At 39.6% G+C, this 21,544-nt stretch carries 17 protein-coding genes; 13 read left to right on the top strand and 4 right to left on the bottom strand.

Annotated features, from left to right (window positions below; all coding sequences use genetic code 11):
- Window positions 1-12 precede the first annotated feature (12 nt).
- The 10 genes from A9P82_RS09770 to arsB all read left to right on the top strand — a co-directional run bounded on the left by A9P82_RS09770 (window position 13) and on the right by arsB (window position 13,335).
- A complete protein-coding gene (locus A9P82_RS09770) occupies window positions 13-780 on the top strand; it encodes a Bax inhibitor-1/YccA family protein (RefSeq protein WP_066207372.1) in 768 nt (255 codons plus the stop codon).
- Window positions 781-967: 187 nt separating this feature from the next.
- Window positions 968-3,418: a TonB-dependent receptor domain-containing protein gene (locus A9P82_RS09765; RefSeq protein WP_066207369.1), complete on the top strand. Its 2,451-nt coding sequence runs from the start codon at window positions 968-970 to the stop codon at window positions 3,416-3,418.
- 108 nt (window positions 3,419-3,526) lie between these two features.
- Window positions 3,527-5,635, top strand: coding sequence for a peptidylprolyl isomerase (locus tag A9P82_RS09760; RefSeq protein ID WP_066207366.1), 2,109 nt, complete (start codon window positions 3,527-3,529; stop codon window positions 5,633-5,635).
- Window positions 5,636-5,814: 179 nt separating this feature from the next.
- Window positions 5,815-6,762, top strand: a complete 948-nt coding sequence (locus A9P82_RS09755; RefSeq protein WP_082915301.1) for an N-acetylmuramoyl-L-alanine amidase family protein — start codon at window positions 5,815-5,817, stop codon at window positions 6,760-6,762.
- Window positions 6,763-6,934: 172 nt separating this feature from the next.
- Window positions 6,935-7,948 (top strand): MlaD family protein, encoded by a 1,014-nt coding sequence (locus A9P82_RS09750; RefSeq protein ID WP_066207360.1) that lies wholly within the window; start codon window positions 6,935-6,937, stop codon window positions 7,946-7,948.
- Between the two features lie 3 nt (window positions 7,949-7,951).
- Window positions 7,952-10,099, top strand: coding sequence for an OstA-like protein (locus A9P82_RS09745; protein ID WP_066207356.1), 2,148 nt, complete (start codon window positions 7,952-7,954; stop codon window positions 10,097-10,099).
- A 96-nt stretch (window positions 10,100-10,195) separates the two neighbouring features.
- Complete coding sequence (gene nhaA, locus A9P82_RS09740) at window positions 10,196-11,344, top strand: Na+/H+ antiporter NhaA (RefSeq protein ID WP_066207354.1); 1,149 nt, start codon at window positions 10,196-10,198, stop codon at window positions 11,342-11,344.
- A 71-nt stretch (window positions 11,345-11,415) separates the two neighbouring features.
- Window positions 11,416-11,742: an ArsR/SmtB family transcription factor gene (locus A9P82_RS09735; protein WP_066207351.1), complete on the top strand. Its 327-nt coding sequence runs from the start codon at window positions 11,416-11,418 to the stop codon at window positions 11,740-11,742.
- 52 nt (window positions 11,743-11,794) lie between these two features.
- A complete protein-coding gene (locus A9P82_RS09730) occupies window positions 11,795-12,301 on the top strand; it encodes an arsenate reductase ArsC (RefSeq protein WP_369815710.1) in 507 nt (168 codons plus the stop codon).
- A 5-nt stretch (window positions 12,302-12,306) separates the two neighbouring features.
- Window positions 12,307-13,335 (top strand): ACR3 family arsenite efflux transporter, encoded by a 1,029-nt coding sequence (arsB, locus tag A9P82_RS09725; protein ID WP_066207348.1) that lies wholly within the window; start codon window positions 12,307-12,309, stop codon window positions 13,333-13,335.
- 41 nt (window positions 13,336-13,376) lie between these two features.
- Here the strand turns inward: arsB and A9P82_RS09720 are convergent, their stop codons facing one another.
- The 4 genes from A9P82_RS09720 to A9P82_RS09705 form a co-directional block, all read right to left on the bottom strand.
- Complete coding sequence (locus A9P82_RS09720; protein WP_066207345.1) at window positions 13,377-14,375, bottom strand: vWA domain-containing protein; 999 nt, start codon at window positions 14,373-14,375, stop codon at window positions 13,377-13,379.
- On the bottom strand, window positions 14,365-15,285 hold the full coding sequence (locus tag A9P82_RS09715; protein WP_156522658.1) for a hypothetical protein: 921 nt from the start codon (window positions 15,283-15,285) through the stop codon (window positions 14,365-14,367). The genes A9P82_RS09720 and A9P82_RS09715 overlap by 11 nt, the downstream gene beginning before the upstream one ends.
- Before the next feature lie 129 nt (window positions 15,286-15,414).
- The gene (locus tag A9P82_RS09710) at window positions 15,415-16,323 is read right to left on the bottom strand and encodes a DUF58 domain-containing protein (RefSeq protein WP_231891135.1); all 909 of its coding nucleotides are present in this window, start codon (window positions 16,321-16,323) and stop codon (window positions 15,415-15,417) included.
- Window positions 16,324-16,432: 109 nt separating this feature from the next.
- Window positions 16,433-17,428: an AAA family ATPase gene (locus A9P82_RS09705; RefSeq protein WP_066207336.1), complete on the bottom strand. Its 996-nt coding sequence runs from the start codon at window positions 17,426-17,428 to the stop codon at window positions 16,433-16,435.
- 154 nt (window positions 17,429-17,582) lie between these two features.
- Here A9P82_RS09705 and A9P82_RS09700 point away from each other — a divergent pair, with 154 nt between their 5' ends.
- The 3 genes from A9P82_RS09700 to A9P82_RS09690 all read left to right on the top strand — a co-directional run bounded on the left by A9P82_RS09700 (window position 17,583) and on the right by A9P82_RS09690 (window position 21,544).
- A complete protein-coding gene (locus A9P82_RS09700) occupies window positions 17,583-18,794 on the top strand; it encodes an HD domain-containing protein (protein WP_066207334.1) in 1,212 nt (403 codons plus the stop codon).
- Window positions 18,795-19,007: 213 nt separating this feature from the next.
- Window positions 19,008-20,042 carry a UDP-3-O-(3-hydroxymyristoyl)glucosamine N-acyltransferase gene (lpxD, locus tag A9P82_RS09695; RefSeq protein ID WP_066207331.1) on the top strand — a complete coding sequence of 345 codons (1,035 nt, stop codon included), beginning with the start codon at window positions 19,008-19,010 and terminating at the stop codon, window positions 20,040-20,042.
- 92 nt (window positions 20,043-20,134) lie between these two features.
- Window positions 20,135-21,544 carry a bifunctional UDP-3-O-[3-hydroxymyristoyl] N-acetylglucosamine deacetylase/3-hydroxyacyl-ACP dehydratase gene (locus A9P82_RS09690; protein WP_066207328.1) on the top strand — a complete coding sequence of 470 codons (1,410 nt, stop codon included), beginning with the start codon at window positions 20,135-20,137 and terminating at the stop codon, window positions 21,542-21,544.

Raw genomic sequence — 21,544 nt, 5'->3', positions numbered from 1 at the left:
AATTTTTAAACTATGGCTCTATTTAAATCAAGTAATCCGGCAATGTCGGAAAAAGTTTTCGGAAATGCTACGCAACAATATGATACGACCGAAGGAGTAATGACTGTTGCAGGCTCGGCGGGAAAATTTGCTTTTTTATTGTTAATGGTAATGGCAGGCGCTTTTTACAGTTGGAGCTTGTACGCAAAGAGCGAAATATCGCAAATGCAAACATGGATGATGGTGGGCGCAATTGCAGGATTTATATGTGCAATGATTATTTCTTTCAAGCCCAAAACAGCAAAATATATTGCTCCGTTATATGGTATTTTGGAAGGTTTGTTTTTAGGCGGAGTTTCTGCTGTGTTCAATGATATGTTTGCACAAAGTTATCCCGGAATTGTAATGCAGGCTGTGGGATTGACTTTTGCGGTAGCCGTTTCTATGCTTGCATTATATGCATTTAGAATTATTAAGGTTACAGATAAGCTTCGCTCAGTAATTATATCTGCAACAGTAGGTGTTTTATTGTTCTACGGCATTGCAATGATATTGAGTTTGTTTCATGTAAATTTGCCGTTCATGTATAATTCTAGTGCACTCGGTATTGGTATTTCTTTAGTGGTTGTGGCAATTGCTGCGCTGAATCTTTTATTAGACTTTGATATGATTGAACGCGGTTCGCAAATGGGTGCGCCGAAATATATGGAATGGTACGGTGCATTCGGATTGCTCGTAACAATGGTTTGGCTGTACATGGAAATCCTGCGCTTGTTGAGCAGGTTTGCCGGCAGAAAATAATTTTTCATTTTTTAAATTTTGTGATTAAAAAATAAGGAGGCGTTTCTACGCTTCCTTTTTCTTTTTAAACCACTTCCTTCCGCTTATCCTTTCTGAAAACCGTTAATGAATTTGCTTGTACTTTGTATTACATAGTACTTAATTTTGTTTTGTAATATGTATTGGTAAGTATTATAAAATATAGAAAATGAAAAAGCAAATCATCTTCGTTCTTATCTTTTTATCAGTATTCGGTATTCAACTATTAAAAGCGCAGAATGTTGATAATCAAATAATTAAAGGAATCGTTATGGACGAGCAAAATCGCCCGGCGGCTTATGCAACAGTTATATTATTACAGACAAAAGATTCTTCGGCGATAAAAAACACTATTTCGGATGAAAACGGTCTGTATAAATTTTCCAATATTCCTGTGGGAAAATACATGGTTAAGGCAAGTCTTACAGGAAAAAAAATGGCGTACAGCCTGCCGTTTTCAGTTGACGGAAAGCAAGCTGAAATAAATGTTTCCAGACTGATTTTGCAGGAAACCGATAAACAGTTGCAAGGCGTAACCGTTACAGCTACTAAACCGCTAATCGAGCAAAAGATTGATAAGATGGTGGTAAATGTTGAAGGAAGCATTATTGCTGCTGGTAACAATGTACTGGAAGTGTTGCAAAAAATTCCCGGCGTTGTGGTTGACCATGACGGCAACATCAGCCTGAAAGGCAAAAACGGCGTAAACGTAATGATTGACGGGAAGGAAACTTATCTCTCCGCCGACCAACTTGTGAATATGCTTCGTTCAATGAATTCGGAACAGCTTTCAAAAATTGAGATTATGACCAATCCGTCGGCAAAATACGATGCTGCGGGAACGGCAGGAATCATCAACATCAAGCTAAAGAAAAATTCCAACGAAGGCATGAACGGCAGCGTGAATGCGGGTTATGCGCAAGGCATTCATCCGCATTACAACGCCGGACTGAACATGAATTATAAGAAAGGGAAAGTAAATCTGTTTGGCAATTTTAATTCTTCCGACGGGAAGAACAGCAGAACTTTTAACCTTACGCGCAAGTTTTATAGCGATAATAATTCAATGCCGAGCTTGATAATGCAGCAATCCAATCCGCAAACGGAAAGCGATAATTATCAAAGTTTCAAAGCGGGAGTAGATTATTCTATCGACAGCAACCAAACCATCGGCGCAATGGTGGACGGCGCTTTTGAATCAGGAACGCATTTGGTTTCCGGTCCTATTCATTTTTACGATGAAAATTACCATCTCGATTCATCTGTTGTATCCCATACAACAGAAAAAAAGCCATGGCATTCGCTCACTTACGATTTGAATTACAAATGGGAAATCGATTCATCGGGACAGGAACTTACTGCGAATTTTGATTATTCACAGTTTAATAGTTCAATGCATCAGCAACTGAATACGGAATTTTTAAATCCCGACGGAAACCGGTTGCACGAGCCGCAACTTCGCCGCGGAAATCTGCCTTCGGACATACAAATAAAATCGGGGAAGATAGATTATACTTTGCCTTTGAAAAATAATGCAAAGCTGGAAGCGGGCTGGAAAAGCAGCTTTGTTACCAGCGACAACAACGTGGAATATGACAATCTTTTGAACAATATCTGGACGAACGATACAGGCGCCACCAATCATTTTATTTACAAGGAAAATATCAATGCGCTGTATATCAATTTGAGTAAAGAATTTAAAAAAGGCTGGTCGTTGCAAGCGGGCTTACGCGGAGAACAAACGGTTTCCAAAGCCGACCAGATAACGATTGATTCTGTTGTAAACAGAAATTATTTTCAGTTGTTTCCAAGCATCTTTTTGCGGAAAAAATTGAACGATAATAATTCTGTCGGCGCATCTTACAGTCGCAGAATCGACCGGCCGGATTATTCCGAATTGAATCCGTTTACTTATTACATCGACCAGTTTACTTACGGGCAAGGCAATCCGTTTTTGCAACCGCAATTCACTAATTCTTTTGAAATAAATTATACCTACAAAAATATTATTACAACACTCAGTTATAGCCACACTTCCAACGCTATTACAAGTATTATAAAACAAAACGATACGGCACATACTGCTTATGAAACCAGCGCCAATCTGGCAAATTTTAACAATCTGAATTTAAGTTTTTCTGTTCCCATACATATTACAAAATGGTGGAATAGTAATAATTACATAAGTATTTATCAAAAAAATTATGACGGAATAATTAATAATGCAAATTTTAATAACGGAAGAATTGCCTTCAGTTTTAACAGCGAAAATACATTCAGTCTGCCTTGGAATATGAAAGCGGAACTGAGCGGATATTACAATTCAAAAGCCCAACACCAAGTATGGTTATCCAATCCACAGTACAGTATTTTTGCGGGTTTGCAGAAAAGTATCTGGAATAAAAAAGCAAATATAAAATTAAATGTAAACGATATTTTCAATACACAATCCTATATCGCTGTCGAAAAATTTCAGGATATAGATATGCACCTGCACAACAAATGGGAAAGCCGCAGAATAAGTATTTCATTTTCGTACAACTTCGGGAATAAAAATCTCAAAACACGCGACCATTCCGGTTCCGGCATTGACGATGAGCAAAACAGAATCAGTAAATAATGGAATTTTCATCTTTAATTAAACTTTCCGCACCTTTCGGAAATAACATTTGGTACAATCATATATTACGTTATTTTTGCGATTCTTAAAAAATAAGTTAGAAAGGTTATGTCTATTATTCAGAAGATTCAAGATAAAGGCGCTTGGATAGTTTCTATTCTCATTGGTATTGCATTAATTGCTTTTGTGATGATGGATTATTCCAAAGGCGGTAATATGTTTTCCAATACTTCGGTTGTAGGAAAAGTAAACGGCGACAAAATTGAACTTGCCGACTTTAATGCAAAAGTAGATGCCGCTACGCAGGCAAACCAAACTGCACCGCGCGAGCAGGTGGAAGAAAGTGTGTGGCAAGGTTTGGTACAATCAACTTTGCTGAAACAGGCTTACGCGCAGTTAGGTGTTGTGTCCACGCAAAAAGATATGAGCAATGCACTTTACGGAGCTAATCCTCCGCAAGAGTTCAGACAAGCGTTTGTCAATCCGCAAACAGGACAATATGACCCAGCATTAGCCGCTAACAGATTGGAAGAAATCAAGCGAAGAGGAAGTGCACAGGATAAAAGCGCAGTTGCTCAAATAATCGACCGTACTACCGAACAAATTTTAATGGGAAAATACGGAGCATTATTAATGGGTGGCGTTTACGTTCCGTCCTGGCTGGCTGCAAAAACCTCTGCCGATAACAATGCCATTGCTAAAATTTCTTATGTTACCGTTCCTTACTCAACAGTAAGCGACAGTGCCGTAAAAGTTTCTGATGAAGAAATCAATGCGTATGTAGCTGCACATAAAAAATTGTTTGAACAGAAAGATGAAACTCGTTCTATTTCGGTGGTTGCGTTTAATGCAGCAGCAAATTCGGCAGATACGGCTTCTGTCCTGAATACGCTTAACGGGCTGAAGAAAGATTTTATTGCAGCGTCTGATGATTCTGCATTTGTTGCAGCAAAAGGCGGTAGCCTTCCCTATGTTAATGAATATATAAGCGCAAGCCAAATGCAGGCGCTTCAAATGCCTTATGCGCAAGCCTTGAATACACCGGTTGATTCACTTTATGGACCCTATGTATTCAACAACAATTACATTCTTGCAAAAATGGTAGCGAAAACTTCCATGCCCGATTCGGTAAAAGTGCGTCACATATTAGTAATGACTGCACGGCAAGACCAGCAAACCGGTCAATGGGAACAAGTGCGCAGTGATAGCGACGCATTAAAAAGACTTGACAGTGCTGTGGCTGCTATAAAAAGCGGCGCGAGCTTTGATTCCATTGCTCAAAAATATTCCGAAGACGGCGGCAGTGCAACAAAAGGCGGCATAATAGATTATTTCCCGTCAGGTCAAATGATGCCGGAGTTCAGCAATTTTGCTTTTACCGGAAAAACAGGCGATACCAAAATCGTAAAAACCAGCTACGGCTATCATTATATTGAAATACTTGGTCAAAAAGGCACAACGGAAGGCTATAAAATAGCATCCATCAGCCGCCCAATTGCGGCATCGCAGCAAACAATAGATTCGGTAAACAATGTAGCATCCGAATTTGTCGCCTCAAGCCAAACGCAAAAAGCGTTTGAAGAAAATGCGCAGAAAAAACACCTTGCTGCGCTTCCTTTCAACGGATTGAAAGAAAACGATTATCAAATCGGTAATTTCGGCATAAGCCGTGAATTGATAAAATGGGCATACGCGCACAAAGTAGGCGATGTATCGCAGCCTGTGGAAATAGGAGATAACTTTGTAGTGGCAACGCTTACCGGCGATACAAAAGCCGGATTGCCCGATGCTGCAACAGTTCGCCCTTATGTGCAGGGAATTATTGCCAACCGTAAGAAAGCTAAAATTATTATCGACAGCAAATTCAAAGGCAATACATTGGAAAGCTACGCACAGTCCAGCGGAGCAAGCATTGTAACCGCGGATAGTCTTTCTTTCTCGGGCGGCTTTATTCCTAATGTAGGCAGCGAACCTAAAGTTATAGGCGCAGCATTCAACGCTTCGTTGCTGAACAAAACGAGCACGCCTATTGCAGGCAATACAGGTGTATTTGGCATACAACCATTGAATGTTTCTGCCAAGTCTTCTTTAGATGCCAATCCTGAACAAATAAAAGAAGCCTTAAAGCAAAACTGGTTGCAACAGTTGCAAAGAGCTTTCCTTGCCGGATTGCAAAAAGAAGCGACCATTAAAGATTATCGTTCAAAGTTTTTCTAAAGACTATTTTGAAATAATAAGAAAGGCGGACACAAACAGTCCGCTTTTTTATTTGGCGAATCCTCTATCTTTTTATACAAATAGGAAAAATTTAACGGAGTATATGCCAACATCATTTATTTTTGATTTTCTGCAATTGAAACGTCCCGTTGAACCGCAGCTTTAAAGATTTTTGAGAAATGAACCGAGGAATAATTTTAATTTGTTTTAGTTTGGTAATTGCAGTATGCATGATGTTGCCTGTACATGCGCAATCATCGCGTCAGCAATTGAACACCATCATTGTTGATCCCGGACACGGGTTTCCCGACCCCGGAGCAGAAGGAAAATATAGTTGCGAAGCAAATATTGTATTGGCTATTGCAAAAAAACTGGTAAAAAAAATACAGGATTCATTGCCGGGAATTAAAGTACTAATAACCCGTTCCGACCAAAACCTGCCCGGCGGCTTGCACGATAAAGATTTGGCAAATCGTTGGCGGGCAAAATTTGCCAATGAAAACCACGGAGACTTATTCGTATGTATTCATGCCAATGATGCGCCTCCGGACCATCATTCCAGAATTGTTGATTATAGAACGCGGGTTTACTACACCGGCAAAGGCAAAAGCCGCAAGCGTCATGTGAGAAAAACGCCCATTTATCATCGCTGGACTACACCAAGCAGCGCCGAAGGAACGGAAACCTATGTGTGGGCGGTAAACAAGAATGATGATAAGCAGCAATTTATCCAACGCAACCAGGATTCTGCGGAACTTTATGGCGAGGAAAAAGATTCTACACTACCGGACATGACCACTGAAGAAAAAATTATGGCATCCATCCGTACCCGAAAATATTTCTCCCGCAGCTTGTTGTTGGCAAATTTGATTCAGGATGGATACAAACAGCAAGGGCGAAAAATTCATGCTTATGTTGGCAATGGTGTAAAACAGCGAAATGATAAAGGCATCTGGGTATTGCAAGCGACTGCTATGCCGAGCATTCTTTCGGAAGTAGGTTTTATTTCCAATCCGCATGAAGAAGATTATATGAACAGCCAATCGGGACAAGAACAGATTGCTTCGGCGCTTTTTCAGGCAATTGTCGCTTATAAAAATCAGGTGGATAAAGGCTTGATACACTAGCCGCAAAACAGAGGACACTTATCTTGTTTTAAGATGAAATTGTACAGAGGAAAAATTTTGACTATTTTTATTTTCAATTCACAATCGAATTAAAAAAGGAACGCTTAACTTGCAAAAGCTATGATGCGGAATTTCCCGTATTTTGCAATGAAAAAAGAATAAAAATATACGAATGAAAATATCTAATGAAACAAAAATTGGCGCACTTACTATTGTTGCTATTGTATTTTTATTCTTGGGTTTTAATTTCTTGAAAGGAAAGCCCGTATTCAAAAGCGGTTTTTTCCTGTATGCCAAATTTCCACAGTCCCAAGGGTTAGTTACCTCAAATCCTGTTCTTATTAATGGATTTCAGGCGGGCACGGTTTCTGCTGTTACAGCAAGCAAAGATTTGAAAGAAATTTTGGTAGAAATAAAATTGGACAAAGACTACGACATACCCAAAGGCTCGTCTGCCAATATTAACAGCAATCCGTTAGGCACGCCAAGTGTGGAAGTCGCACTGGGGAAATCTGAGGAAATGCTGCATTCCGGCGATACCTTGGTAACTACGCTAACGCCCGGCGTTTTGGGGCAGGCGGTAAGCCAGATAAAACCTTTGGCAGAACAGGCAAAATCTGTGATGCTGCATACAGATACATTGTTGGGAAACATCAATAATATTCTGGATTCGGAATCCCGGCTGCATATTCGCGAAATAGTGGCTAATTTAAGCATTGTAACAGCAGGCTTGCAACAAACTATGCGTGCATTCAATAATGCGCTTGACTTGCAGCAGGGAGCGTTATCCGGTACAATTAAAAATCTTGATAGTTTTTCCCATAGCCTTGCAGCCAATAACCGCAACATAGATTCCATTATGGAAAATATGAAAATTGTTACCGGCAATCTTTCTCAGGCTGACTTTAAAGGTATTGCAGATAAGTTGAAGACATCGGAAAATAATCTGAATACTTTGCTTGCAGCTATGAAATCGCCCGACAATTCTGTGGGTGCATTGTTAAGCAGTAAGGATATGTACGACAAACTTGCAACAACTATTAACAGCTTACATATTTTACTGGACGATTTAAGAGTACACCCGAAACGTTATATAAATGTGTCTGTTTTCGGAAAAAAAGATAAAAGCAATTATCTTGAAACGCCGCTTGCGAAAGACAGCCTTCCACCGGCAATGCCAAAATAAAAAATGAATATCAGCAAAAATATAACAACAATATACAGGTTCTTTCTAATCATTGTTTTACTCTTTGTGTTCGCAGGCGCAAAGAATGCGGCTTATGGACAAAAGCCCGGCAACAATAAAATTGATACAGGTAGAAACGGAAAAGATATTCTTATCATTCATACCGACAGAAAAGGATTTAAAAAGCTGAACGATACTACTCAAATCACTTTCAATTCCGGCAATGTAGCTATAAGGCAAGGCACTACGCTTTTTTATTGCGATAGCGTTGCCATTAATTCTATTTCGCGCATTATGGAAGCATTCGGTCATGTGCATATCAATGACAATGACAGCGTGAATATTTATTCCGACTATATGCGCTATCAGGGCGCAGACAGGAAAGCTTTCCTGAAAAATAATGTAAAACTTACGGACAGTAAAAGCACGCTTACTACAACGCAACTCGACTATGACCTGAATACAAAAATTGCCACATACAGCCTGAATGGAAAATTAGTTAGTGGAACTACGGTACTTACAAGCCTCAACGGCATTTATTTCGGCGATACCAGAGATGCTACATTTTACAGAAATGTAGTGCTGGTTGACCCGCAATATACCGTAAAAACCGATTCTCTTCTGTATAACACTTTTACGAAGCGTGCCGATTTTGTGGTACATACCAATATTACGAGCGGTCCGAATAAAAGTATCGTTACTGATAGTGGTTATTATTACTTAGCAGAAAGAAAAGGATATTTTGCCAAACGTCCCATTATAATAGACAGCAGCTCTACTTTAATCGCAGACGAGGTCGCAGCGGACGATAGCAGCGGCTTTGGCGAAGCACGCGGACAAGTGGTGTATAAAGACACGGCACAAGGCATCGTAGTTTTGTGCAACGATTTAAAAAGCAACCGTATTCAATCGTCTTTTTTGGCAACAGTTAATCCTGTTGCAATATTGAAACAAGGTTCAGGCGATTCGGTTTTTATTGCCGCCGATACATTGTATTCTGCAAGATATTCGGACAGCGTGATAAATAACACAGGTAAAGACTCGGTACGCAAAACCATTGAAGATACAGTCCATAGTAATGCGCTTGTTTTGCCGAATATTGAACAGGACTCTACCCGAACTATCGATACCGTTCATAATAATATTGAAGTACAACATTCGCCAAAACCAATGTTTAAAAAGGTGGGAAAAACATTTGTATGGCGGCAAGCCGATTCTTCTACGGCAAAGCCTCTTGCTCCGCCGGTAAAAAGTGAAATACAAAAACCGGAAAAAAAAGGTATTTTCGGTATTTTCAAAAAACAACACAACGAAGATTCCATTCCTCATCAGCCGTTAAAAGATTCGGTTCCTTTGGAAAAAGATAAAGGAATTTTTAAGGGAAAAGAAGATAACTCCGGCAAGCGTACACCCGGCATTATCGACACATTAAAAAATAATAAACCGAAAGTTATAGATTCATCTGCTAATAAAAGTTCGGGCATAGACCTTACGCCGGGTGTAAGTAATGCGAGCGGTAGAAAAGATTCTATTCCACAGGAAACGAAAGCGAGCCGCTTTTTAGAGGCTTATTATAACGTACGTATTTACAGCGATTCCATGCAAGCTATTGGCGACAGTATGTATTATGATGGGAAAGATTCGTTGTTCCAGTTATTTAAGAATCCGGTTGTATGGACAACCACGTCGGGCAATCAGGCATCACAAATTATAGGCGATACCATTGACGTATATACTGCCAACAGTAAGCCCAAATACATGAAAGTCTGGTACAACGGGTTAATGATAAGCCAGTCCGATACTTTGCACAGAGCAAGCACGAATGAATATTTCAATCAAATGTACGGTAGAACAATTGAAGGCTGGTTTACCGGCGGGCAGCTTGACAGTATTGCTGCAACAGGGAATGCACAAAGCGTGTTTTATTCACTGGACGATAATAATAAATATATTAATGTAACGACATTAAACTCACGCATACTGAATTTTTATTTTGCCGATAAGGAATTGTCAAAGCTTGCCGGAAGAAAAGATATTTCGGGTAAAAGTTATCCAATGCGGCAGGTAAACCATGTATCTATCCGGTTGAAAGGATTTCAATGGCTGGAAAATAAACGACCAAAATCGAAGTACGAATTGCTGGCGCATTGATAAAGATGATTGGACATTTGATTGGATATTGTTTGTTGAATATTACCTATTGACTATTTTTAGTCTTACCTTTCGGTTGGAAAAATTATCTGTCCTATGCGTAAAAAAATTCAATATACTTTATACAGTTTTATCCACGACAGCCGTTCGGTAGGCATTGTGTTGCTTTGTTGCACAGCGCTTTCGTTAATCATCAGCAATCTTTCTTTCGGGAAAGGTTATCACGATTTTTGGGAAATGGAAATCCCGTTTTTCCAAGCGGTACACTTGCCTCATTCCATGTTGCATTTCATTAACGACGCATTGATGGCTGTATTCTTTTTTCTTGCAGGCATGGAAATAAAAAGAGAAATGCTTGTAGGCGAATTATCTTCTTTAAAACAAGCGATATTGCCTGTAATAGCTGCCATGAGCGGCGTTGCGTTACCTGCAATTATTTTTTTATTGTTTAACAAAGGTACAGATTTTCAAAACGGATGGGCAATTCCAACGGCTACGGACATTGCTTTTTCTCTTGGCATCGTGGCTTTGCTTGGCAAAAAAGTTCCCGATTCATTACGCGTATTTTTAACAGCTCTTGCTATTATCGACGATTTGATTGCGATACTTGTGATTGCATTGTTTTACGGAAGTCAAATTGAATGGTTGTATTTTCTTGGTGCAATTGCTGCAATGGTTTCGTTATTTTTCTTAAATAAAATGATAAAGCAAAAGTTCCAATGGCTGCGTTTGTTGTTTGGCGTTGCGTTGTGGTTCTGTATGTATCATTCCGGCATTCACGCAACGGTCGCGGGCGTTGTATTTGCATTTTTGTTGCCGCGAGAGTTGCTTCACGTCTATGAAGACAAACTGCACACATTTGTCAATTTTGTTGTAATCCCGATTTTTGTTTTGGCAAATACAAGTATTTTGTTGCCGTCGAATTTTCTCGGTGCATTTGAATCGACTTTATCCTGGGGGATTATTGTGGGATTGTTTATCGGCAAGCCGCTGGGCATTGTGGGCGTTTCTCTTGGGTTGATAAAATCCAAGCTGGCTGAAATGCCGCACGGCGCAAACCTGCGCCAGTTCTGGGGAGTGGGCATTTTAGCTGGAATAGGTTTTACCATGTCTATCTTTGTTTCTTCGTTGGCTTTTAATAATGCAGATGTACAATCTACCGCAAAAATTGCCGTAATTGCCGGTTCTTTTTTATCTATGATAGTTGGTTTTATCTGGCTGAAGTTTTCGTGTAACAAACAGTAAAAATTTTTTCAGAAAAAAGAATTTACTTTAAACAAAGTTTATCGTAATATTGCAATATTAAATTTAAAAAAATGGGCGCGACAAAAACAGAGCATTTTACCAATAAGCAAAATACGATTGCGACACTTGCGAAAGCGCTTGGGCATCCTGCGAGAATTGCCATATTGGAACATTTGATGAAAGTGAACGAATGTATTTGCGGCGATATTGTGAATAAATTGCCTTTAGCACAGCCAACGGTTTCCCAACATTTGAAAGAATTGAAAAATGCAGGATTGATAAAAGGGAGCATTGAAGGCAATACCATTTGCTATTGCATTGATGAAAAGGCGATTGAAAAACTACAAAATTATTTTTCCAACATTCTTTCGAAAATAGCTAATCAAAAATGCTGCTAAGGTATTTTTTTGAAAATCATTATTGTAATATTGCAATAATACAAAATATAAAATGAAACTATCTGAAATCAAAGAAATATTGTCAATGCTTAACAACACAATACCACAGCCAATGAACAAGTGCAAAATTTTATTTGTGTGTGTACACAATTCGGCGCGAAGCCAAATGGCAGAAGCTTTTTTAGAGAAATATGGCAACGAATTTTTTGAAGCCGAAAGCGCAGGCTTAGAGCCGGGAATGCTTAATCCAAACGTGATTGAAGTGATGAATGAAGCTGGAATTGACATTAGCAAAAACGGAACAAAAAGCGTGTTTGATTTTCTAAAGCAAGGTAAATCATACGACGCTGTAATTACTGTTTGCGATGGCGCAAGCGCGGAGCGTTGCCCGATATTTCCGGGAAAATCAAAACGTATTGCGTGGTCGTTTAAAGACCCTTCGCTGTTTGCAGGAACAAAGGACGAAATGTTACAGGCAACAAGAAATGTGCGCGATGAAATAGAAGAAAAAATAAAAGATTTCGTTGCGGAAGCACAGCAAATTAAATACTGGATATAAAAACTATGCAGCCGAAATTAAAATTCCTCGACAGGTACTTAACGCTATGGATTTTTCTGGCAATGCTTGCCGGTGTTGCATTGGGATATTTATTCCCTGATATTTCAAATATCACAAATTCTCTTTCCGTAGGCGCCACTAATATTCCGCTCGCAATCGGTTTAATTTTGTTGATGTATCCGCCGTTGGCAAAAGTGGATTATTCCTTGTTGCCCAAAGCATTTAAGGATAAGAAAGTAATGTCTGTCTCCTTGTTGTTGAATTGGATTATTGGTCCTGTTTTAATGTTCCTGCTGGCAATAATTTTCTTGCGAAACGAGTCGGATTATATGGCGGGATTGATTTTAATCGGACTTGCAAGGTGTATTGCAATGGTCATTGTATGGAACGATTTGGCAAGCGGAAACCGTGAATACGGCGCGTTACTGGTAGCGCTCAACAGTATTTTCCAGGTATTGTTTTACAGCTTTTACACATGGCTTTTCATCAATGTATTGCCTGCGAAATTAGGCTTGGGAAATTTCACTATTTCCGTGCCGATGAAAGAAGTAAGCCAAAGCGTTGCGATTTATTTGGGAGTACCTTTTTTAGCAGGATTTTTCAGCCGTTATTTTTTAATAAAAGCCAAAGGAAAAGATTGGTACAACAGAAAATTTGTGCCCGCAATTTCTCCGGTTACTTTGTATGCTCTATTGTTTGCCATTGTGCTGATGTTCAGCCTGAAGGGCGATAAAATTTTGGAATTGCCTTTGGATGTTATAAAAGTTGCCATTCCGTTAATCATCTATTTTGTACTGATGTTTTTTGCGAGTTTCTTTATTAATAAATCGTTGAAGATTCCTTACGACAAAAATGCTTCTGTTGCTTTTACGGCAACAGGCAACAATTTTGAGCTGGCTATTGCCGTTGCCATCGCTATTTTCGGCATTCATTCGCCCGAAGCATTTGTTGGTGTAATTGGTCCGTTGGTAGAAGTTCCCGTTTTGATTTTGTTGGTAAAAGCAAGTTTGCGGATGAAGAAAAAATATTATTGAATTTTCTTACGAAATCCTTTATTTATCAACGTTTCAGCGAATTATGGAAACTTTCTAAACGCCGTAAGTCTCAAAACCTCTTCCACAAAAATCAATATTAATGCAGCAATCAGCCAAGGCAAAAACTTTTCTTCATAACGATTGAATGATGAAATTTTTACGTCAGATTTTTCCAATTGATTGATGCTCGCATACACTTCCTGCAAAGCTTCTTTGTCTTTTGCCTGAAAGAATTTTCCGCCGGTTTGCTGTGCTATTGTTTGCAGTAGTTTAGGATTGTAAACGAGTTCTGAATCCGCCGGGTTTGATTGTTGCCCGTTTACTGTGGGGGCATTAATGCTTCCGATACCAATTGTATAAACTTTTACGCCGAAAGTTTTTGCCATTTGTGTCGCAATGTCGGGCGAAATTTTTCCGCCGAAATCCACGCCGTCCGTGAGCAAGATAACTACTTTACTTTTTGCTTTGCTGTATTGCAATCTGTCCACACTGGTGGCTAATCCCGAACCGATTGCAGTTCCTTCATCCTGTAAATAACCGCTTTGAATATTCTGAATCGCGTTCAGTACCATCGCATAATCTGTTGTTACCGGGCAAAGTGTAAAACTGATGTTGCTGAAAATCACGATACCTATTCTGTCGCCGTTGCGTTGCTGTACAAATTGTGTTGCCACTTCTTTTGCCGCATCGATGCGCGTGGGCGGAAAGTCGCGCAGTGTCATGCTTCCGCTGATGTCGAAACACAAAACAATGTCAATGCCTTTGCCGTTAGATTCCGTTTGAGTGAATTGATAACGAGGTCTTGCCAATGCAATAATCAAACAAGCCAATGCGAGTAAACGCAACACGAAAGGCAGGTTGTGAAAACGTGTTTTAAGTGTTTTTACTTTGTTGATAAAATGCGTGGTGGATACTAAAATATTTGCCTGCGATTTTTTTTGCCTGCGGAAATATTCGATAGCAATTACCGGCAGCAAAATCAGCAGCGTCAATATCCACGGATAAGCAAAGTCTATATTTTCAAACCAGTTAATCAGCATTTTTTTGTTTACGGTCGGTTACTTCTTTTTCAATATTTCTGATAGTTTCTTTCGCGGTTGCAATAGCATCTTTGGCTTGTTGTTCCAAAGGCTGATATTTCGCAAACTTAACGCTGTCGCTGAGTTTCGTGAATTGCTGCAACGCAATTCTATCTTTCTCGCGAATTAAATAGCTGCGCAATTTTTCCATCATTTCAATGGAAGTCGATTGCAAAGTATGCGCCTGCGTGCGCTCGTCAAAGTATGTGCGGCAAATATCGTCCAGCTTTGAGAAGAATAATTTTCCTTCTCCTTTCTCAATTAAATTTTCTTTTTCCAATAAATCTATTTGCTGCAAAGCCCAATCCAACGGAGAACCTTTGATTCGTGGGTTTTCTTTTATTGGTGCGGCTTTACGGCGCTTGAGCCAATGAACAGTAAGGAAAATAATCAATGCCAAAATAAGAACGCCAAGCGTAATATACAGCCATGTATAATCGGTATATTTTACGCGCATAATGTCTTTTACGGGATGAAAATCTTTCATCTTGCTCACATCGACAGGCATTACTTGCAGAGAAACTGAATCGATAGTTATGGAACGAGAAACATCATTATTGTCTTTTATGAGCGGCGGAATTACAGGAATTGTCCACAAGCCGGAGTCGAAAGAAGTAATAATAATTTTTTGTATAAAAGTTGAGCGACCGTCAATTGTTACCGTGTCAATTTTATCGCGGTGAATCACTTCGATATGATTGCCGGTGTCGGGAACATTGAACCATTGTGTAACGGTTTGCGCTTCGCCTGCAACATTGTCGAGTTTTAATTGCAGCGTAACTTGTTCGCCCAAAAGAATCTGGTCTCTGTCGAGCGTAACGGTTGCCTGCTGTGCATTTACACGGATAAACGAGAATGAAATGAAGAACAAAAGACAATACAATTTTAAGTACGAAATTTTTCGTAGATTGAATTTATGCTGTATAAAAAAATTGTTGTTCATTTTATTTTCTGCCACAAATGCACGAATAAAAACTATTCGTGCATTTGTGGCATTAATTTATTTTCTTTTCAAAAAAAACTGCTGTAATATTTTTACAAAATCTTCGCCCGTTTCAATCTGTAACAAATCCGCGCCGCATTTTTTAAACAAATCTTTTCCGTAGCTCGTAATTGTTTCAAACTGTTTTGCGTAGCTCAAGCGCGAAAATTTATCGTTGGTATCCAGCAAAACTATTTGATTCGTTTCAGGGTCGCGCACTTCCATCAAACCTACGCGCGGCAGGTCTTTGTCCATTTTATCAAAAACCTGAATGCCAATAACATCATGCTTTTTGGCAGCAATGCCGATTTGCTGTTCATATTTATCATCCACAAAATCACTTAATATAAATACGATGCTTTTGTGCTTCGCTGTCGTATTTAAAAAACGTAATGCTTTGGAAATATCCGTTTGTGCAGATGCGGGTTTGAATGTCAATAATTCCCGCACAACGCGCAAAATATGGTCGCGCCCTTTTTTCTCGGGAATATATTTTTCAACTTTATCGCTGAAGAAAATCACGCTCACTTTATCATTGTTGCTCGCAGCCGAAAAAGCAATGGCGGCGCATATTTCAGCGATTAAATCTTTTTTGGATTGCTTGTGCGTGCCAAAGAAATTACTCGCGCTTGTGTCCACCAAAAGATACACGCTCAGCTCTCTTTCCTCTTCAAACAACTTGCTGAATGTATGATTCATCCGCGCCGAAGTGTTCCAATCGATAAATCGAATATCATCGCCCGCTTCATATTCGCGTACTTCCTTAAAAGCCATGCCACGACCTTTGAACGCAGAATGATATTCGCCCGAAAATAAATTATTCGTCAGGCGTTTGCTTTTAATTTCCAGTTCGCGCACGCGGCTTGACAGGGGAGATGTTTTTTCTTCCTGAAGCGAATGATTTTTATTTTTTCTGAATGAAAACAAGAGGAATTAATAATTAAAAATTATGAATTAATAATGCTTTGGCGTGAAGTAATTAATGATTTTGTTTCATAACTAAATTATTAATTACTAATTATTAATTACTAATTTACTAAGGTACTTGCACAGCTTTTAAAATATCGTCCACAATTTGTTCCGATGTAATATTTTCCGCTTCTGCTTCGTAAGTAATTCCTATACGATGACGCAGCACGTCTTTGCTAATCGCTTTAATATCTTCAGGAATTACATAGCCGCGCTGCTGCATAAATGCGTGGGCTTTGCCTGCCAATGCAAGATTAATGCTGGCACGTGGCGAACCACCATAGCTGATGAAAGGTTTTAATTTATCCAATCCGTATTGTTCGGGAAAGCGCGTTGCAAACACAATGTCGAGAATATATTTCTCAATCTTTTCGTCCATATAAATTTGGCTCACAAGTGCGCGCGCTTCGTTGATTTCATCGAGTGTTACAATTGCATTGATGTCTGCGCTTTGAGCCGGTTGTGTATTCTGACGAATGATTAATTGTTCTTCTTTTTTGGAAGGATAACCAACAATTACTTTTAGCATAAACCTGTCCACCTGCGCCTCAGGCAAAGGATATGTTCCTTCCTGTTCAAGCGGGTTTTGCGTAGCTAAAACAAGAAATGGTTTTGGAAGTTGATACGAATTTTCGCCAATCGTTACCTGCTTTTCCTGCATGGCTTCGAGTAAGGCGCTTTGTACTTTTGCGGGTGCGCGGTTGATTTCATCTGCCAAAATAAAATTAGCAAAAATAGGACCTTTGCGCACCGTAAATTCATTCTTCGGTTGATTATAAATCATCGTGCCGATAACGTCTGCAGGAAGCAAATCCGGTGTAAACTGTATTCGGCTGAAATGCCCGTGTACAGATTGTGCCAGCGATTTTATCGACAATGTTTTTGCCAATCCCGGAACACCTTCGAGCAACACATGACCGTTGCTCAGCAAACCGATGAGCAAGCGGTCAATCATATACGACTGTCCGACGATTTTTGTTGAAAGCTCTTTTTTGATTTTGCTTATCAGTTCCGATTTCTGTTCAACAGCTTCATTAATTTTGAGTATATCTTCTGCTATCATCCCCTTTGAATTATTTGTGCGTGAAAGTACGGATAATCATCGTTTGATTGGTTAATGATTTTTTAATATTTATTTATTGGAAATGAAGAGTGGAAATGAACATTCAGAAAATGTTTTAATTTTTCCTTTCCCCTAACAACTCTAATTTTGCTTCATGGCGACACAGCGAAAAATCATCAACGACCCGGTACATGGTTTCATTACCATTAATCATCCGTTGTTGTTTAGGATAATTGATCATCCGTATTTTCAGCGATTGAGAAGAATCCGTCAAATGGCGATGGCGAGTTTTGTGTATCCCGGCGCGGTTCATACACGCTTGCATCATGCATTGGGCGCGTATCATTTAATGTGTTGCGCCGTGAACGAACTGAAAGACAAAGGCATTGAAATTTCTGCCGAAGAAGAACTTGCCGTGAAATGTGCAATTCTGCTGCACGACATTGGTCATGGCCCGTTTTCGCATGCGCTCGAACATATTTTGGTCAAAGGCGTTCATCATGAGCAACTGAGCTTACAAATTATGCAGATGCTGAATAAGGAATTCGACGGAGAACTGCAATTGGCGATTGATATTTTTACCAATAATTATCACAAGCCATTTCTGCATCAGCTTATCAGCGGGCAGTTGGATATGGACAGAATGGATTATTTGTCGCGCGACAGTTTTTTCACGGGCGTGAGCGAAGGCGTGATTGGTTATGACAGAATTTTGAAAATGCTTTCTGTTCACGACAATCAGTTGGTGGTAGAAGAAAAAGGATTGTATAGCGTGGAGAAATTTTTGCTCGCGCGCAGGCAAATGTATTGGCAAGTCTATTTACACAAAACGGTTTTGGGTGCGGAAAAGTTATTGGTCAATATTTTAAAACGTGCAAAAGAAATTTTCAGCTTGAATGATAAAGACATTATTCTTCATTCGCCGCTCGATTATTTTTTCACAGAGTTTGATGGAAATATTAATGACGATGTGTTGAAATTGTTTTGCCTGCTCGACGATGTGGACATTGAATTTGCCATAAAAAAATGGAGCAAGCATCACGATAAAGTTTTATCAACATTGAGTAAAAATGTGCTGAACAGAAATTTGCTGAAGTGTAAGTTAGAATCTGAACCTTTTGCAAATGATTTCGTTGAAATGCAAATGCAGAAAGCCGGTCAGCGATATTCTCTTTCGGAAGACGAAGTGAAATATTTTGTATTCACAGGAGAAACAACGAATACAATTTACAGCGTGGGCGATGAAAATATTTTGATGTTGATGAAAGACGGCTCGCTCAAAGAAATATCCGCATTGGAAAATTCATTGATTCATCAAACGCTTTCCGCGCCTGTAAAAAAATTCTACATTTGTTATCCGAAATAGTTTCACACAGAGTAAACGGAGAAAATGAGGTACGAAGTTTTTTCACGCAATGGTGCAAAGAAAAAATGAACACGCTTACACGTCATGCCGAATTTATTTGGCTTCGCCGATTTTCAATTCGGCATCTTCTTTCAAAATTTATAGATTCCGAAACAAGTTCGGAATGACGAATAGATTCAACTTATAACATATAACTTACAACTTATAACATTTATGCAATTCTCTGCAAAGCAAATAGCCGCTTTCATCAATGCGCAAATCGAAGGCGATGAAAATACAATTGTTACTAATTTCAACAATATCGAAGCCGCGCAGCAAGGCGATTTAAGTTTTTTATCCAATCCCAAATACGAAGAATTTTTATACACCTCCAAAGCATCGTTGGTTATCGTCAATAAAAGGTTGCAATTGAAGCAAAATGTTTTGGCGACTTTATTACGTGTGGACGATGCCTATGCCGCTTTCGCAACGCTTCTGAAAATTTATCAGGACTTGCAAACGCAAGGTTTGAACGGCATTGAAGAGCATTCACACATCGCTGCTTCCGCAAAGATTGATGAAAATGTGTATGTTGGCTCATTCGCTTATGTGAGTGACAATGTTGTGATTGGCAAAGGCTCAAAAATTTATCCGCAAGTATTTATTGGTGCGAATGTGAAAGTTGGCGAGAACACGATTATTTATGCAGGCGCAAAAATTTATAAAGATTGTGTTATCGGCAGTAATGTGATTATTCACGCAGGTGCAGTTATTGGCGCGGACGGTTTTGGTTTTGCGCCGAATGCCGACGGCACGTATCAAAAAATTCCGCAAATAGGAAATGTGGTAATTGAAGATAATGTGGAGATTGGCGCGAACACCACGATTGACCGCGCTACGCTTAACTCAACGATTGTCAGAAAAGGCGTGAAGATTGATAATCTTGTACAAATTGCACACAATGCAGAGCTTGGCGAAAATACCGCAATTGCAGCGCAGGCGGGCGTTTCGGGCAGTACTAAGATTGGAAAAAATGTAATGATTGCCGGGCAGGCGGGGATTGTGGGACACATTCATATCGCAGACCAAACAATTGTAACAGCGCAATCGGGCGTAGCAAAATCTACTTCAGAAAAACAAATCGTGAGCGGAAGCCCTGCATTTGAGTACACAAAAAATAACCGCAGCAATGTTGTTTTCAAACGGCTTCCCGAACTGGAGAAGAAAATTTTGGAATTGGAAAAATTAGTCAAAGAATTGTCAAAGTAATCATTCTTTAGATAGTTAATGTATTTTCGCAGCTTCAATTCTATTTTTCATTATTTCGGAGTATTAAATTTATATTATTTCTTTTTGTGATTATGACTGAGCAGTTCAATCAAGACAAGCAACATACATTGGCGAAAGCCGTAACGATTAGCGGAACAGGATTACATACAGGCGCTTTGGTGGATATGAAGTTGAACCCTGCAAAACCGGGCTTCGGCATACAATTTCAAAGAATAGACTTAGAGGGGCAGCCGATTATCAAAGCCGATTGTGATTTGGTTACAGATACGAGTCGTGGTACAACTCTGCAAGTTGGAAATGCCAAAGTTTCTACGGTGGAGCATTTGCTTTCTGCGTTTGTGGGTCTTGGGGTGGACAATGTTTTGGTCGAAATCAACGGTCCTGAAATACCTATTATGGACGGTAGCGCGCAACCTTTTATAGAAATCATTGAGCAGGCGGGCGTAGAAGAACAGGATGCTGAAAAGATTTGGTATAAATTGGATGAAAATATTCATTTCTACGACGAAGAAAAGCGTGTGGAAATGGTGGCGTTGCCCTCTGAAAAATACAGCTTGACGGCATTGATTGATTTCAATAGTCCTGTATTGGGAACACAATACGCGCAGTTGAAAAAAATGAGCAACTTTAAAGCGGAAGTTGCATCATGCAGAACATTTAGTTTTTTACACGAACTGGAAATGTTACTGGAACACAATTTAATTAAAGGCGGCGATTTGAGCAACGCAATTATTGTGGTGGACAAGCCCGTTACCGATACTGAGCTGGAGCGCCTGGCAAAGGTTTTCAACAAAGAAAAGGTTGCCGTAAGTAAAGACGGTTATCTTAACAATCTGGAATTGCGTTTTCCCAATGAACCGGCGCGTCATAAGTTGCTGGACATGGTTGGCGATTTGGCGTTGATTGGTTATCCCGTGAAAGCACGCGTATTGGCAAACCGTCCTGGACACAGCACCAATGTTGCTTTTGCAAAAATGATAAAGCAACAGATTAAGAAAATAAAAAATTTGCCCGACGTTCCCGTTTATGACTATACAAAACCGCCGTTGTACACAACGGAACAGATAGAAAAGATATTGCCGCACCGTTATCCGTTTTTGTTGGTGGATAAGATTATCAATTTAACGGAGACGACAATTGTAGGCGTAAAAAATGTAACATTCAACGAGTATTTTTTTCAGGGGCATTTTCCCGGAAATCCTGTAATGCCGGGCGTTTTGCAGATTGAGGCTTTGGCGCAAACGGGCGGAATACTTTGTATCAGCTCAATGGGCGAAGGACAATTTGATACTTATTTTTTAAAAATAGATAATTGTAAATTCAAGCAAATGATTCGCCCCGGCGATACATTATTGCTGAAAATGGAATTGAACGAACCGATTCGCCGCGGCATTTGCAATATGCACGGAACGGTTTATGCCAACGGAAAAATTGCTACCGAAGCTGATATGGTGGCACAGGTCGTGAAACGAAAAGATTAG

The sequence above is a fragment of the Arachidicoccus sp. BS20 genome (assembly GCF_001659705.1).
Taxonomy (GTDB): Bacteria; Bacteroidota; Bacteroidia; order Chitinophagales; family Chitinophagaceae; genus Arachidicoccus.
Note: the sequence above shows the minus strand (reverse complement) of the source record. Positions and strands in the feature narration are given on the sequence as shown.